Source organism: Lichenicola cladoniae (genome assembly GCF_013201075.1).
Taxonomy (GTDB): Bacteria; Pseudomonadota; Alphaproteobacteria; order Acetobacterales; family Acetobacteraceae; genus Lichenicola; species Lichenicola cladoniae.
Window position 1 is genome coordinate 77,985 of sequence record NZ_CP053710.1, and the last position, 14,340, is coordinate 92,324.

Annotated in this window: 11 protein-coding genes and 1 pseudogene; 3 read left to right on the forward strand and 9 right to left on the reverse strand. The window is 59.2% G+C overall.

Annotation, left to right across the window (positions count from 1 at the left end; genetic code table 11):
* Positions 1 to 436: 436 nt before the first annotated feature.
* The 4 genes from istB (HN018_RS24515) to HN018_RS24530 form a co-directional block, all read right to left on the reverse strand.
* On the reverse strand, positions 437 to 1,171 hold the full coding sequence (istB, locus tag HN018_RS24515; protein WP_171837778.1) for an IS21-like element helper ATPase IstB: 735 nt from the start codon (positions 1,169 to 1,171) through the stop codon (positions 437 to 439).
* Positions 1,172 to 1,181: 10 nt separating this feature from the next.
* A complete protein-coding gene (gene istA / locus HN018_RS24520) occupies positions 1,182 to 2,702 on the reverse strand; it encodes an IS21 family transposase (RefSeq protein ID WP_172443514.1) in 1,521 nt (506 codons plus the stop codon).
* A 290-nt stretch (positions 2,703 to 2,992) separates the two neighbouring features.
* Positions 2,993 to 3,427: a hypothetical protein gene (locus HN018_RS24525; protein WP_172443564.1), complete on the reverse strand. Its 435-nt coding sequence runs from the start codon at positions 3,425 to 3,427 to the stop codon at positions 2,993 to 2,995.
* On the reverse strand, positions 3,424 to 3,564 hold the full coding sequence (locus HN018_RS24530) for a hypothetical protein (protein ID WP_172443565.1): 141 nt from the start codon (positions 3,562 to 3,564) through the stop codon (positions 3,424 to 3,426). The genes HN018_RS24525 and HN018_RS24530 overlap by 4 nt, the downstream gene beginning before the upstream one ends.
* 114 nt (positions 3,565 to 3,678) lie before the next feature.
* Here HN018_RS24530 and istA (HN018_RS24535) point away from each other — a divergent pair, with 114 nt between their 5' ends.
* Entirely contained in the window at positions 3,679 to 5,202 is a 1,524-nt protein-coding gene (istA, locus tag HN018_RS24535; RefSeq protein ID WP_171837289.1) for an IS21 family transposase, read from the forward strand.
* Positions 5,192 to 5,971 carry an IS21-like element helper ATPase IstB gene (gene istB, locus HN018_RS24540; protein WP_171837288.1) on the forward strand — a complete coding sequence of 260 codons (780 nt, stop codon included), beginning with the start codon at positions 5,192 to 5,194 and terminating at the stop codon, positions 5,969 to 5,971. The genes istA (HN018_RS24535) and istB (HN018_RS24540) overlap by 11 nt, the downstream gene beginning before the upstream one ends.
* A gap of 1,069 nt (positions 5,972 to 7,040) precedes the next feature.
* Here the strand turns inward: istB (HN018_RS24540) and HN018_RS24545 are convergent.
* Together HN018_RS24545 and HN018_RS24550 are read right to left on the reverse strand one after the other, a co-directional pair.
* Positions 7,041 to 7,778 (reverse strand): type 1 glutamine amidotransferase domain-containing protein, encoded by a 738-nt coding sequence (locus HN018_RS24545; protein ID WP_171837788.1) that lies wholly within the window; start codon positions 7,776 to 7,778, stop codon positions 7,041 to 7,043.
* Between the two features lie 512 nt (positions 7,779 to 8,290).
* Positions 8,291 to 9,256, reverse strand: coding sequence for a LysR family transcriptional regulator (locus HN018_RS24550; protein WP_239479436.1), 966 nt, complete (start codon positions 9,254 to 9,256; stop codon positions 8,291 to 8,293).
* Positions 9,257 to 9,309: 53 nt separating this feature from the next.
* Between HN018_RS24550 and HN018_RS24555 the strand changes: the two genes are divergently transcribed.
* Positions 9,310 to 9,768, forward strand: coding sequence for an SRPBCC family protein (locus HN018_RS24555; RefSeq protein ID WP_171837787.1), 459 nt, complete (start codon positions 9,310 to 9,312; stop codon positions 9,766 to 9,768).
* 113 nt (positions 9,769 to 9,881) lie between these two features.
* Here the strand turns inward: HN018_RS24555 and HN018_RS24560 are convergent, their stop codons facing one another.
* From HN018_RS24560 to HN018_RS24570, 3 genes and pseudogenes are all read right to left on the reverse strand, one after another.
* The gene (locus tag HN018_RS24560; RefSeq protein WP_239479437.1) at positions 9,882 to 11,372 is read right to left on the reverse strand and encodes an MFS transporter; all 1,491 of its coding nucleotides are present in this window, start codon (positions 11,370 to 11,372) and stop codon (positions 9,882 to 9,884) included.
* 113 nt (positions 11,373 to 11,485) lie between these two features.
* Positions 11,486 to 12,691, reverse strand: coding sequence for an HlyD family secretion protein (locus HN018_RS24565; protein ID WP_171837785.1), 1,206 nt, complete (start codon positions 12,689 to 12,691; stop codon positions 11,486 to 11,488).
* Positions 12,692 to 13,014: 323 nt separating this feature from the next.
* Positions 13,015 to 13,788 (reverse strand): annotated as a pseudogene (locus tag HN018_RS24570) (NAD(P)H-dependent oxidoreductase); the annotation flags it as partial.
* Positions 13,789 to 14,340: the final 552 nt, after the last annotated feature.

Here is a 14,340-nt window from a genome sequence, read left to right on the forward strand (position 1 = left end):
TCATCCGGACCGCTGCATATCTCCGCTGGCAAGTGCCGCCACCAGCAGCAGCCTCACGTCGTCCATGCCAGTTGACGCTTCGTCTGGTTGCTTGGCGATCTGGCCCAGTTGTTCCACTGCCCAAGCCACGGCGCGCCCAGCGCCGCCGAGCTGTCTCGGTTCGATTCCTGACCCGGTGGGTGGAATCGCGACCGTGCCCCGGTGTCCTTCATATCGAACGCGATGGTAGGTCGTGTGGCCATTGATGGTAGTTGGTCTCTCGCCAATGTGGGCAATTGGCGCAAACTTGCGGATTCCGACGATGCCGCTCGGGTATTCCGAGCATGTATTGCGCACCGTTCCGATTTGATGCCGCCCATCATTCCGATCTGATGGTGCCCAGGATGGTGTTGTCTCGCGGGTCGATTTCGCTCATGTCATAGGGGTGCGGGTGGGGTCAAGCAGTTGCTCGTTTCTTGCGCATGCTTTCGCCCTTGAGCTCGATCCGGTGCGCGTTGTGCACGATGCGGTCCAGGATCGCATCAGCCAGCGTCGGATTGCCGACGATCTCGTACCAGCGGTCGATCGGCACCTGGCTGGTGATGATGACCGAACCGGCGTCGTAGCGGTCCTCGAGGATTTCCAGCAGATCGCGTTGCTGCTCCGGTGTCAGCGGTTCTGGTCCCCAGTCGTCGAGGATTAGCAGGTCGACCCTGGCGAGTTGGTGCAGCAGTTTGGCGTAGCGGCCGTCGTTGCGTGCCAGCGCCAGGGCGGCAAACAGCCGTGGCACGCGCTGGTAGAGCACTGACAGGTTCTCCCGACAGGCCTTCTGGCCGAGCGCGCAGGCCAGCCACGACTTGCCGATACCCGCTGGGCCCGTCAGCAGGCAATGGCGGCGCTGCCGGATCCAGTCGCACCCGGCGAGTGCCAGGAACATCGTGCGGTCGAGCCCGCGCGGGGTCCGGTAGTCGACATCCTCGATCGCAGCCTGGTGGCGCAGCTTGGCGTTCTTGGCCCGGCTCTCGAACCGTTTCTGCTGGCGCAGCGTGACCTCACGCTCCAGCAGGATGGCGAGCCACTCCGCCTGATTGAGTGCGGCTGCCTCCGGATTGTCCGCCATGTCGCGGAATCCCTTGGCCATGCCATGCAGTCCAAGATCAGTGAGCAGGTCGAGCGTTGGGTGATTCAGCAAGATCGATCTCCTAATGGTAGTAGCTGGAGCCACGGATGTTGTCGTGCAGCAGTGGCGTCTCGTCCGTGGCTTGCGGCGACGTGGGTCGGTCGAGGCGATGCTTGAGGATCGAGGCGACAGAGGCATAGGCCAGGGCGCCGATCTCCACGGCGCGCAGGCTGGCCGCCTCGACCCGGACTGCATCCAGGCCGCGAAACAGTCGCAGGACACCCAGGCAGGTCCGAAACCCCTGCTCGGGATGCGGTCGGCGGGCGAGCACGGCGATGATCAGCGCCTCGGTGTTCGGCCCGATGCCGCGGGCCTGGCGCTGCAGACGTTCGGGCGTCCACTCGGCGTAGCGCCGATGTGCGCTTGGCATGTGCTCGGGTTGGGTGCCGTGCCGCGGTCCGCCATAACGCCGGACGTGCGCTGCGACCCGCTTGCCGCGATGGAACACCTCGATCGTGCGGGCCGTGGCACGGGTGTCGACCTGCTCGCGGATCAGCGCATGCGGCACCGAGTAGAAAAAGCTCTGCACCTCGACGTGGTAGTCGATGCCGACGCGGGCGAGGTGCCAGTCGGCATACTCGTAATCGTCTTGCGGCAGGGGCTGCATGGCGTGCCGCTCGATCGTCTCGAACAGCTGGCGGCGGCTGACGCCCAGGCGTCGCATCTCTCGATTGTTCATCCGCTCGAGGGCGACAGCGATCGCAGCATTGCACTCGCCCAGGGAAAAGAACGTGACGTTACGCAAGCGGCCGACGATGTAGGACTGCGCGAACCGCACGCCCGCCTCGACGGCGGCCTTGTCGCGTGGGCGCCGCGGCCGTGCTGGCAGGACGCCGACCCCGTAGTGCGCCGCCATCGCGGCATAGCTGCGGTTGATCTCGGGATCGTAGAACGAGGCCTTGTTGACGCCGCTCTTGAGGTTGTCCGGCACCAGCAGGCGCGGAACCGCACCGAAGTAGCGGAACATCCGCACGTGCGCGCCTACCCAATCAGGTAGTGCCTGCGACCAGGTTGCTTCGGCATAGGTCAGACTGGAGGCGCCAAGCACGGCGACGAAAATCTCCGCCATTCGCACTTCGCCGGTTACCGGATCGGCGATCGGCACCCGCTTGCCAGAGTAGTCGACAAACGCCTTGTGCCCGGCCACGTGCTGCTGGCGCATTGTCGGCGACAAACGCCTTTCAAAATCCCGGAACAGCTCGCAGAACCGACTGTAGGCATAACCCTCAGGATGGGTTGCTCTGTATTCCTCCCAAAGGATCACCAGGTTGACGCCCGGGCGCTTGAACTCGCGTACCAGCACCGCCCAGTCGGGTTCAGCGTGGTAGCGTGCTCCAAGCCGGACACCACCGTTGACGAACAGGCGCGCCATCAGGATCTCGTCCGTCGCGTCCACATCCAATGGCCAGGTGATCCCGGCCGCGATGGCTCGGCCGAGGTACTCGCGCACCGTGCTGGGCGAGATGCCCAGCTCGCGTGCGATCAAACGGGCGCTGGCGCCGGCTCCAAAATGCATCGTTAGTAAATGTCGTATCCGCCGCATGGACAGCCTCTGTGTCGGCATCCATCCCTCCATCGATTGCGATGGCGGCACTGGAGACCAGGTCATTGCTGACCCGCGAGACAATCCATCTCCGCTTGCCCACTCCTACCCTCATGGTGGGCGGGATCATCGGAATGGTGGGCGGCTTGAGATCGGAACGGTGGGCGACATCAAATCGGAATGCCGAGCGCCATCAGATCGGAATGGGTGGGCGGCTTACGTCGGAATCCGCACAAACTTCCAGCCCGCCGCCTCGCCGGCACTCTTGCTGCCTTTTCCTGTCTTGGCGGTCATGACTGTCGCACTCCAAGGAACGGGGTTTCTTCACCCACAAAATCCCGCAGCAACGACCAAACGACATGTTGTGCGCACTCTGTGTCTGACTCGTTTCTGAGGCTGTGCATGGCGATCCGAGCCTTCATCACCATGCCGGCATTCGTGGTCGGGCGGAGTGCGGCTGCTTGCGCGATCAGCTCGTGATAGCGATGGGTGTAGACATAGACCTCCTCCCACAGCGCCTCTCGTTCAGCACTTCCATTCGGATACGTGTCTGCAACATCGCGAAGTCGATCCTGAGCTACGTCGATTTCGACCAGCTCGGCATGAATAGCGGTGAGGGTGGTCTCGTCCGCACCGGCGGGCGCCGTCAGGGCGACGGCTGCCACTCCGACTAAAGCCGACATCGCACCGGCTTTGAGGAGATCCCGGCGACTGGCGACCATCACGCAGCCGCTCCAAGAAGACCCTCGGTCATCGACCAAGCCAAACGCTCGTGCGGTTCGAACATCTCAGGATCCAGGACACCCTCTGTTACATGAACGACTTCCATCTCATGACGAAGCAGGTGCGCCTTGGCGATCATGGCTGTTGATTTGCATTGAGATCTGCCCCGGGTAGGGCCTGAGTTTTCGCTGAGATTTGACCCGTGTCTGTTCACATCCCTTGCCGAATGGTTGGGGTTATTGGAGTGATCGACATGGAGTTGTTGAGTGTGATCCGCCGTTGGCGTCACAGGGATCAGATTTCGATCCGAGACATTGAGAGGCGGACGGGGTTGTCGCGGAACACGATCCGCAAATACCTGCGTTCGGACGCGGTCGAAGTCAGGTTCAAGGTGCCGGAGCGCCCGAGCCGGCTGGACCCGTTCGCAGACAAGCTGTCGGGATGGCTGGCGGTGGAGGCAGGCAAAGGGCGCAAGTCGCGCCGGACCGCTCGCCGGTTGCACGCGGACCTCGTCGTGCTGGGTTATGACGGCTCCTACGCACGGGTTGCCGCTTTTGCCCGGCATTGGCGAGCGGAGCGCATGGTCGCGCAGCGCACTACCGGGCGCGGAGTGTTCGTGCCGCTGGTTTTCTCTCCGGGAGATGCTTTCCAGTTCGACTGGAGCGAGGACTGGGCAACGATCGCCGGCAAACGGGTCAAGCTGCAGGCCGCGCACACCAAGCTCGCGCATAGCCGGGCCTTCGTGGTCAGGGCCTACAGGCTACAGACGCACGAGATGCTGTTCGACGCCCTGGCCGAGGCGTTCCGGGTGCTGGGCGGGGTTCCGCGCCGGGGCATCTTCGACAACATGCGAACCGCCGTGGACCGGATCGGGGTGGGCAAGGCGCGGCAGGTCAACGCACGCTTTGCCGCCATGGCCAGCCATTACCTGTTCGAGCCCACGTTCTGCAGCCCAGCCTCGGGCTGGGAGAAAGGTCAGGTCGAGAAAAACGTACAGGATGCGCGGCGGCAGCTCTGGCAGGCCGTGCCGTCCTTTGCCGACCTGCCAGAACTCAACGCGTGGCTCGAGACGCGCTGCATCGAGCGCTGGGGCGAGCTCGTGCACGGGGTGCTGCCGGGCAGCGTCGCTGACGTTCACGCCGAGGAGCGGGCGAGCCTGATGCCGGTGGGCCGGGCGTTCGATGGCTTTGTCGAGCACCCCAAACGGGTGTCGCCGACCTGCCTGCTGCATTTCGAGGCCAACCGCTACAGCGTGCCCGCCTCGTTTGCCAACCGGCCGGTCAGCCTGCGGGTCTATCCCGATCGCCTGATCGTGGTAGCCGAGGGGCAGGTCTTATGCGAGCACGTCCGCATCGTCGAACGCTCGCACGATGTCCCCCGCCGCACCGTCTACGACTGGCGGCATTACCTGGCGGTGATCCAGCGCAAGCCGGGGGCTCTGCGCAATGGCGCGCCCTTTGCCGAAATGCCGGAAGCGTTTCGCACACTCCAGACCGCACTGCTGCGGCGGCCAGGGGGCGATCGGGAGATGGTGGACGTCCTTGCCCTGGTACTGCAACACGATGAGCAGGCGGTGTTGTGCGCGGTGGAACTGGCTCTCGAGGACGGTGTCGCCACTAAGACCCATGTCCTCAACATCCTCCACCGCCTGACGGACGGCCATGGCGCAACTGCCGCCATCAACGCACCGCAGGCTCTCGTGCTGCGACAGGAGCCCAAGGCCGATATCGAGCGCTACGACGCGCTGCGGGACCGGGAGCTGCGCCATGCGTCATGATCCCGCCAGCGCCGCCCTCGTGGTCATGCTGCGCGGGCTCAAGATGTTCGGCATGGCTCAGGCGGTGGGAGAACTGGCCGAGCAAGGCGGCCCTGCGTTCGAGGCGGCCGTCCCCACCATGTCGCAGCTGCTTAAGGCCGAGATGGCCGAGCGCGAGGTACGCTCCATCGCCTATCACACCAAGGCAGCACGGTTTCCGGCCTACAAGGACCTGGCCAGCTTCGACTTCGCCGCCAGCGAGGTCAACGAGGCCACGGTGAGGCAACTGCACCGAGGCGAGTTCACCGACCGGGCCGACAACGTCGTGCTCATCGGCGGGCCCGGCACCGGAAAGAGCCACCTCGCCACGGCACTGGGCGTCCAGGCCATCGAACAAAGCCGCAAGAAGGTCAGGTTCTTTTCCACCGTGGACCTGGTCAACACGCTGGAACAGGAGAAAGCCGCCAACAAGGCCGGACACCTCGCCGACCATCTGATCCGTCTCGACCTCGTCATCCTGGACGAACTTGGCTACCTGCCGTTCAGTTCGTCGGGCGGCGCGCTGTTATTTCACCTGCTCAGCAAGCTCTACGAGCAGACCAGCGTCGTCATTACCACCAACCTGAGCTTTAGCGAGTGGGGCCAGGTGTTCGGCGATACCAAGATGACGACCGCGCTGCTCGACCGGCTCACCCACCACTGCCACATCCTGGAAACCGGGAACGACAGCTTCAGGTTCAGAAGCAGTTCGACCGAACCCAAAACCAGGAGAACCAAAACATCGGCTTGACCCGCACCAGCAGTGCGACAGAAATACCCTTGGCCGGGTCACTTCTCAATGAAAACGCCGGGTCAGCTCTCAGTGAAAATTAACACTATGCGCACTAATACCGGTCAGGAGAAAAACTCGATAAGTTTCCAGCATACGGACTTCGGTGACGCTGCCTCCTCTTAGTACTAATGCTTTAGGCTATATTGAGAGATAGAATGGGTTCTCTAACCTTGCAGTCGGGCGATATATAAGCCGGCGGGACGAAGCGAAGGTTTGGGATGTCGCAAAACACATTAGATGTCTAGGACATCAGATATCGGGGATACCTAACCGGTCGTTGCTTGTCCAGGGCAAGGTGGACCGTCGTCGAGTAGGTGCAGATGCTCCCACTGCTGGCCGGCTTTGAGCCGGCCCTGCTCGCCGGCGGACGAAATGGCGCTGGCGGAGAGGCTGTAGTGAAAGGTCGATTGTCGAAAAGGAATAGAGGAGGGCGCCCTGCTGCATGGTTTGAAGCGACCCTCATGTCGGTCCTAGGTTGGTTATGAGCTTCTGCTTTGGAGATAAGCTGCCGCTCATTCGTCCGCGATGAGAGTGAAACGCCGACTGCGGCCAACTACCCTGGCGGGTGTGGCTGCCAAGGACTAGCCCCTGTCGTCGTGGAGGGCACGGCGACAAAGCTTGCATTGCCGAAGACGCATCAAGATTGATAGCAAGGACTGTCCATGCGGCACGACCGCCCGGCAGTGTTGACCACGCGGTGCCAGCCCGCGTAGCCCGGTCATCTTGGTGTTGGCCCGGGTTTCATCGACGAACACCAGTCGCCTGGGATCAGGTCAGGCTGCGCACTAAACCAAGCCTAACATCTGTATGCCCTACCTGGCCAATCCCGAAGCGCACGGCCGCGGAACGTCGCGACGCGCCGGCCTCCACTCCCGCAATGACGCGGCTACGCAGGTCATCAAATAAGATCCGTGCCATCTCTGCTGGCCTTCAACTCAGCCAACACCTTGGGTCAGATCACACTCGAGCTGGGCAAGGGCCTCGAACTGGTTCGGTCGGGATCTGCTCGAGATAGGCGAGCTTCAGGTCATTCCCTATCGTGCACAACGGGGCTACTCCCCGCGAGTAGGTGGTTGAACGCGATTGCATATTCAGACGCCGATTGCTGGTTCTGGCCTGTGATCAACATTTTATCGATGACCACGTGGACGCCCCATGGCTCAACGCAGCTGAATACGATACCGGCGGCTTCCATCACCGGTTGAGGGAAGTTCGGGATGAAGTCGGCGCCATACAAATCCTCGACCTGCGCATCCTCAACCCGGGAAAAACCCGTAGCACGTCTGCCCGCGACCCGCTTTGGGACATTCGCCAATGCAATGGAACCATGACAAATTGTGCCGACAATCTTTCCCAATGCAAAGAATCGTTCAAGCACACGTGCGACATCGCTATTCGGATAAAGGTCGACGGCTGCGCCACCACCTCCCACTACATGGACGGCATCATAATCGTCCGGGTTCACGTCCTTGATTGCGAGGGTCCCACCCAAGCGGGCTTTCAGCACCTCCTGGCCAAGGAAACCACGGCTGACTAAATCGTCCGCTTCCCAGCTACCCTCGGCGTAGGGATCGCTTGTTCGGTCAGGAACAATCTTGCCTCCTTTTGGGCTTGCAAGATCAATCGATGCACCCCTTTCGGTAAGGTGCCAAAACGGGTGGGTTAGTTCCGCAAGCCAGAAGCCGATCTCGGCGCTGCTTACCAGAAACAGAACTCGTGACGTGGGGGCCTTTGCTTTGGCGGATGTAGTTTCAGACGATGTCATACTGGAATCTTCTCATGACTGGAGGAGAGGTTGCCAATTAAAAGCGGACTATGGCGCGTCCTCTTGGATCTTCCGTTCAAGATGGATAGACGTCGGTCAGAGACGTGACCGGTATCATCCCTATGCCAAGGTGATTGAAAACCCAAGATGCCTGACACGGAAACGATGCAACCTACAATCGCTACCCGTTTTCTTGAACTTCGAAGTTCAATAGGACTCAAACGCCATAAGAAAATGAAGTTTATGAACGTTCTGTCACTTAACTCAGTCGTGCTGCACAGAACGAATCCTCGACTATGACAATGCTACTGGAGACCTAAAAATAGAGCCTCTATCGTCTTTCACGAAATCCGAATACTGTGGGGCAGTTATCCATCTGGTGGATGACGAACTTACCTAACCAATTCGAGAAGGCGGGCAGCCAAGGCTATGAAGGCTTTCGCATGGCCATGGATCGGAAAGGGGGAAATACCTTATCACCGTCCGTTCAAGCGACCTGACGCCTTTTGAGATCATAGCAATGCACAAAATGCTTTAATTTCTCGGCGGAGCCACTGCCTGCCTGGGTGATCGTTGGTCCGATCATGCCAAAGCATGGCGATAGAAAAGCCGGGCACTCTGACCGGCGGCTCAAAAGTATCAATGTCATTCATGTAGCGCTCTGTAAGTCGCTTGGGGGCCAGAGCAATGAGTTCGCATCGCGATACGGCTTCGATAAGAAAAACAAAGGATGCGACCGCAAAGGCGACATTCCGGCTTGAGCCCGTAGCCGCAAGGGCGATGTCTGTCGGGCCGATAAATCCTTTGCCAGTAGGCGAGACGATGATGTGGCGAGCGGCTAGGAACGGCGACATTGCCATCTTGCCGCGCTTGATGCTGCCACGTCGTGCGATGCCCACATATTCGTCGCTCAAGACATCGATACTGCGGAGCGACGGCGCTTCCACCGTTGCTGTTTGTACGAACGCGACATCGATTTCGCCCCGCTCTAATTGCGATGCCACAGCTAACGGATCTAGCAACCTAATAGCGATGCGGAGTCCTGGAGCCGTCGCGTTGAGCTTGACAAGAAACGGCAACAACACGGCGACTTGCATGTAATCACTTGCCGCGACGGAAAGGGTGATCTTGGCGATGGCTGGGTCGAAAGGCTGAGCGCGGTTTACAAGGTCTCGCGCCTGATTCAAAATTGCCCGTAGAGGAGCCTGCAGTTCAAGGGCCATGGCGGTTGGAAGAACCCCGCGGGATGTGGGAATCATAAGCTGATCGCCGAGAAGCATACGCAATCGTGTCAGCTGTGCGCTAAGAGCTGGTTGGCTAAGGTTGAGACGTCGCGCCGCGCGCGTGACATTCTGTTCAGCGAGGAGCGCGTCCAGGGCCAGCAAGAGATTTAGATCGAGCCGTCTGTTATCCATATTGGTTATACCAAGACCATCGATGTTTGATTGCAGCAGATACCACATGCGCTCTAATGTCACGATCTGGATCGTTTATTCGGATTCGCACCAATCCGGTCACTAAGGACTCAACAATGGTGCAAGCAGCCACCCCACCGAATGAGTTTGATCTTGTTTTGATCGAATGCGCTGTCGGAATCACTAAGCCGATCACTGAGACTTGGTTTCGGGTGGGAGGCTTTGCTGACGCCGGGAACTTCCTTAATGTTATGACTCGGATAGTGAAGGGTGACGGTCGTATTGGGAGCATACGACGGGTTGGTGATGCAATCCTCGAGTTGATGGTAGGCGCCAGTGATACTTCTTATACCTACCTCCAGACGGAGGGACCAATGAGCCCTTACTTTTACCACGGCTGCGTAGCGCTCTCTTCGATTGGAGACGCCGCTTGCAGGCTTACCTATACGATCACCTACAATCAGGCAGCTATGTATACTGATGAACAAGTCGTGCAGCGCGAACGAATTAGCAAGCGTTTCCAGGCGGCCGTAGAAGCAATGAAGTACACCGTTGAATCGGGAACTGCTGATTAAATCCGTTTAAAAACTCGCCCCGCGAGATCCAACGCCGCTGGATAGCAGAGTCAGGTATATCGTCCTTCATAGCGATGTTCGGCTCGACGACCGAACCAATGAATATGCTGTCATCAGAATGGGGAAGGCCCTCCACGTCGCATCAGTGCGACCAATAGCAAGCAGAACCCGGCGCCGATCGTAGCGGCTAAAAAGCCGTCCCGATAAGCCAAAACATTGGCTTGGCTTGCAATGGCTGCCGCCAGGAGCTTGTAGGCCTGCATGCTTGAGAGTCCGGCGTCAGCGGCGTGCGTGCCAGTTGAGTTGGCATAAGATGCTAGCCTATCCATCGTGAAACCTGTGCCGCTGGTTACGTGTTGGCCGATTGTATTCGAATGGAACTGCTCACGCGTTCTGACAAATGTCTGCATAAAAGTCGTGCCGATCTCACCCCCGAACAAGCGGCTTATCTGCAGCAGGCAACCTATAGAAAGTGCTTCTATCGGTAAGCTACCGCGCACCACAAGAATAGTGAGGGCAGTAAGCGCACAAGATTGCCCTATCGCCTGAAGGATTTGAGACGGCAGGAAGTCCTCCGTAGTCCACACTGATGTGATTTGAGCTGTCATCAAAGAGGCGATACCCACCAGAAGGATGCCAAATGCGAGCACGTATCGCCCATCCATGCGGCGCAGCAACATCGCCAAGGGGACTACAATGACAAACTGCGGCAAGGCAATCCAAAGGAGAACCTGTCCAACTTGAAGTTCGCGAAAGTTCTGAACCGCCTGCAGATATGTCGGGATGATATAGGCCGTCGACAGGATGATAAAGCGGACCGCTACAAGTGCCAACATCATCAGGACTAAATTTCCGTGTAACAACAGGCGCAGGTTCAGGAATGGTCTCGGCGCCGAGACCTCCCGCAATACGAACGCCGCAGCGAGCAAGCCGCCACCAACGAGCAGGCCAACCACCAGGCCGCTGGATGTCCAGTCCAGGCGATTACCCTGGTCGAGGCCGGCATATAACATGGCAAAACCTATACTGGCATAGCTGAGGCCAGCCCAGTCAAAGTCCCTCAAAAGTCTCAGATTTGTGGTCTCCCTGGGTACGCCATACCAGATCGCAGCGAACATAAGCGGCAGTGCCAAACAGTATTGCCAATAGATCCAATGCCACGACCAATGATCGGCATACCAACCTTCGAGCGAAGCTGCGACGTTCTGAGACAATTCCGAGTTCATCGCATAGGCGGCGACGCCGTAGATCACGAGCTTGGCCGGGAGACTACGAATGACAAAACTAATGGTTAGAGGGATGAAGGTTCCCGAACCGAGACCAGCGATGGCAAGTAAGGCAAGAAATCCCGAAAAATTGGTAGCGAGAGGGGCGAGAAGGGACGCAAAGAAAAACATCACGATGCCGGTCAAGAGCACACGGCGAGCGCCGAATACCGCGCCAAGATAGGGCGATGCCACACCCACAAGCATTTGTCCGACCCCGAAGGTCGTGGTGATCCAAGCGCCATCGTCGAAGCCAGCGTGAAGGCCGCCTCTCAGGTCAGCCAATCCAAAGCTCGTCGTCCGTGAGCCCAGAGTTCCCATGACCGAACCGAGCAGCACGCCTACAATGCCAATGTACGGGCGCCAGCTACTTACGCGAAGCTGGGGAGGATGCGGCTGGGAAGATCCCTGCAACGCGACGCCGGTGGCGCTTACCGGACGATCAGGCCACGTCATCGCTGATGTGCCCTGCCTAGCGGTGCGCCCGTGTTCGCGGCCCGCATGGCACCTTGTCGATCCGCTGTATCGATCTCAGCCTCGACGGACATGCCTGGGCGAACCAGTGTGCCGAGCGCCGGCACCGCATCAAGCACGATTTTCACAGGCATCCGCTGCACAACCTTGGTGAAATTGCCGGTGGCATTATCTGGTGCAAGGAGCGCAAATGTGCTGCCAGTCCCTGGCGACCAGGAGGCTACATGGCCTGTAAGCAGCAGATCTGGAAAGGCGTCGACCGTGATGTGCGCAGATTGGCCGGCCCGGATGTGCGTCATTTGGGTTTCTTTGTAATTTGCAATCACCCAGATCTTTGGAAGCGGCATGACCGTGACGATCTGGCTCCCCACGTTTATGAACTGGCCGGGACGCACCTGGCGCTGTCCGGCCATGCCGTCGACTGGTGAACGGATCTGCGTATAGCTGAGGTTGTTCTCTGCTAAAGTTACCTGCGCCTCCGCGGCGTCGCATTGAGCCGCGAGCTGTCTCTGCTGGATGTCTAGGCTGTCGAGGATTGCCTTCTGTTGATCGAGCAAAGCTACATTTGAAAGCATCTGTGCAGCAAAGCGCTTCTCATCTGCTTCCGCACGCTCCACAACCTGAAGTGTTCCTGCAAGGCCACTGGTCAACAGGGACTTCTGGCGAACGGCTTCCAGGTGGGATCGAATGACGTCGGCGGAAGTCGCGACGATTGCGGCGCCAGCTTGGCGAATCAGCGCGCGCTGGACCACCTTCTGGTTCGCGATGTTGGCCAGGATGGCCGCCGCGGCTTCCGCCGTAGCCTGGGCTTGAGCCAAGGCCGCGCGGTAATCCGAAGGCTCTATCTCAGCCAAGATCTGGCCTCGGCTGACCGTCGCAAAATCCTGAACCTCCACCTTGGCTAAGTATCCGGCCACCTTGGCTGACAGGGGGGTGAGATCGCCAACCAGATAAGCATCGTCCGTACGCTGAAGGCGACTTGCGCCGGTCCAGCGATCCCAATTGTTGGCGATGAACCATGCGCCACCCGCCGCCGCGGCTATCAGGGCTATCCGGAGCAAAGCCCACAGCCACCCTTCGGCCGTAGGCGCGTTTGCGGTTGACGGAGGGGACTCCACGGGTGGCAAGCGCGCGGTATCATCTACAGGAATTAGCCCGCGTGGGAGCAGCTGCTGATCGCTCATCGTCGCGTCAAATCGGCAATGCGGTCTGCGAATGCCTCATGCCATGTGCCTTATGGCTGCAGCGGTATCTGGGCAGGGCCCCTTGATCAGCGCTACTGCCCACTGGTTGCCCACCGCGCTGGCCACTCGGGCCTGACCGGAGTGGCTCCGCACATGTCCAAGAGTTGTGATCAGTGTCATGACCGCTATCTCTCATTTGGCGTAGCAGTCGGAAGACTGCCTAAATCCGCCTCGGTGATGCCGGTCCGTGAGGTTGGCGAGAGGTGCTGGGGTGTATAGTCGCCCTCAATGCCTAACCAGGTATTCGAGATAAATGCCGGTTCGCGCTGATGGAGGGCATGACCGGCCTGCCCCCCGCCGAATTCGGGCTTCAACACCTGGACGTCGTTATAGTCTCCCCCGTTCTGCCACCGGAGTGGAACGGGATCGGTATTGGCAATGGTCAGCAGACGATCAATATAGTGGACAGTCATATTTTCGATCGCTGCCGCCTTCGCGCACCCGACCTCGTAGAACACGGTCGGCGGCACGATTGTGAAGCCTGGGTAGAATAGGACACCATGCTGGATGGGCCAGAGCAGGTCGTCCATGGCACCATTGACCCCACGTGGACCGTAATGGGCCATCCGACCACCGACTGTCATGGCGATCATCGCCCGTCGACCCGACATAACGCCTTCGCCAAAGCGCTTGCCCCATTGAGGACCGCCGTGTGGCCCGATCCCGTATGCGAAGCCGTACGCGTACACCCGGTCCACCCAGCCTTTTAAGATGGCGGGCATGCCATACCACCAGATCGGGAACTGTACGACAACGTTGTCAGCCCACAGGAGCTTACGTTGTTCCTCCATGACATCGGGAGATTGGGTGCCGGTCGCAAAGGCTTCTCCCGACCGCCGGCTGTAGTTGAGTGGACCATCTGTATCCGCGCCCTCGGGGAAATCGTTCCTGTCGGCCACGGCTTTCCAACGCATCTCATAAAGGTCTGATACAATCACCTCATGCCCCGCCGCCAAGAGTGCCTCAACAGCCCTGGACTTTAGGTAGCCCGACAGCGAACTCGGTTCGGGATGGGCATAGATAATGAGATATTTCATGAGATTGGGTCCATGCCGCTGCAGCGGGAACTTGGGTTGTAGGCGCAGGACCGGCAATCCTGGAGCTACGCAATATCCTCGCTTGTGATATCGACTGAAATCAAAAACGGATGGTTCTGATATAACCCCTATGGATAACAGAGGTCTGGCTGGATTTCATTAATACTCAAGGTTGAGCCTATTTTGGGAGTACACTCAACATTTCTATTCGACTGTCTTGTGGCTCTGCTCGTCACGATTGGTGTTACCGACCCCGTCACCGGTCAGGCGCCTTTCTTAAGATGGCCGAGAATCCTGAATCACCGGCAGCACTCCATACGCGGAGTGGAAGAATATGTGGATCTCGCATCCATTCCTCACGACGCAGTTCCGACCGTTTTGACGAAGGGAATTTACAGATTAGCGCCGTGAATCCATTCCTTCGTCGAATCCTTAAAAAAGCAGCTAATTCAAAGTAGACCGATCCTACCCACGCTCGCAGTTAAGCATGCGTACGACCGTCAGTACGAGCGGACGCATGCTGTAGGTAAAGGGTAGGACAAGCACAGGAAG